This is a genomic window from Ligilactobacillus salitolerans (assembly GCF_003864415.1).
In the GTDB taxonomy this organism is placed as follows: Bacteria; Bacillota; Bacilli; order Lactobacillales; family Lactobacillaceae; genus Ligilactobacillus; species Ligilactobacillus salitolerans.
Window position 1 is genome coordinate 1 of record NZ_BFFP01000082.1, and the last position, 1153, is coordinate 1153.

Here is a 1153-nt window from a genome sequence, read left to right on the forward strand (position 1 = left end):
AGTAAAATCATCAGCACTATTTTTTTACTCAAGCTACTCAAAAAGGACATCATTGTCCCTCAAGTGCTAAGATTAAAGTGTCTAAAAATAAATCAAAGCGAGGTTTTAATGATGTTCCAAGACAATTCTATCCTAAATTTACTCGAGATTAAAGACCCTAATATCCAAACTTTTGCAGTCAAGGACCAAGTTCAAGATGACTTGCACTTTAAAGAGGTCTCCGCAATATTGACCTATCAAGCAGATAAATGTCATTTCTGTGCCTCATCTAACGTGGTTAAGAATGGTACTCGACCAACAACCCTAAAATTGCCGGCTGTAGTTCAAAGACCGGTTCACTTAGAGCTCCGAAGACAACGCTATTTATGTCATGATTGCCACAGAACTTTCAGTGCTAAAACTCAGATTGTCCAACCCGGGCACTCGATCACAAGAAAGGCTGAACAAGTCGTTCGTGCCTTAGCTCAGGAATCTTTGCCGATCAAAACAATCAGTAAGATCACTGGTATTTCGGCATCTTCGATTCAGCGGATCCTCTATCAAGGCAAAGAAGCCCTAGTCAAGACACATCAGCTGCCAGAAGCCTTGTCTTTTGATGAGTTTCGTTCAGTCAAGGGCCAGTTTGCCTTTATCTGTATCGACGCCAAAACACACAAATTAGTCGCTTTATTATCAAATCGGCTTACCAAAACGATCACTGAATACTTTACCAACACCTATTCTCTGACGGAAAGACAGAAAGTCAAGCTGGTGACTATGGATCTCAACGCCCAGTACCAACAATTTGTTCATCGGATTTTTCCAAATGCCGCAATCGTCTTTGATCGTTTCCATATTGTGCAACTAGTTGGTGGAATCTTAGACCGAGAACGGGTCAAAAGCCTGAAGAGTCTGGATGATCATCGCAGCCGAACATACAAAGTCTTGAAGCACCAGTGGCGCTTGTTTCATAAAGACGAAACAGAATTGGACGGGCAGGCAGTAAAATATTATCCAGGTTTAAATGAATACACCACGGCACAAAACATTGTTGATATAGGACTAGAGGCTTTTCCAAAATTCAAGGAAGTTTATCGAGTTTATCAAGCGGTGATCCACTTTGTCCGGCACCGTAACCAAGCCGGTATACAGGCTCTAGTCATGAATTACCAGC

General features: G+C 41.8%; 1 protein-coding gene. It reads left to right on the forward strand.

The window, feature by feature from the left end; genetic code table 11:
- Window positions 1-111: 111 nt before the first annotated feature.
- A partial coding sequence (locus tag LFYK43_RS12105; protein WP_158609251.1) for an ISL3 family transposase occupies window positions 112-1153 on the forward strand: 1042 nt, incomplete at its 3' end.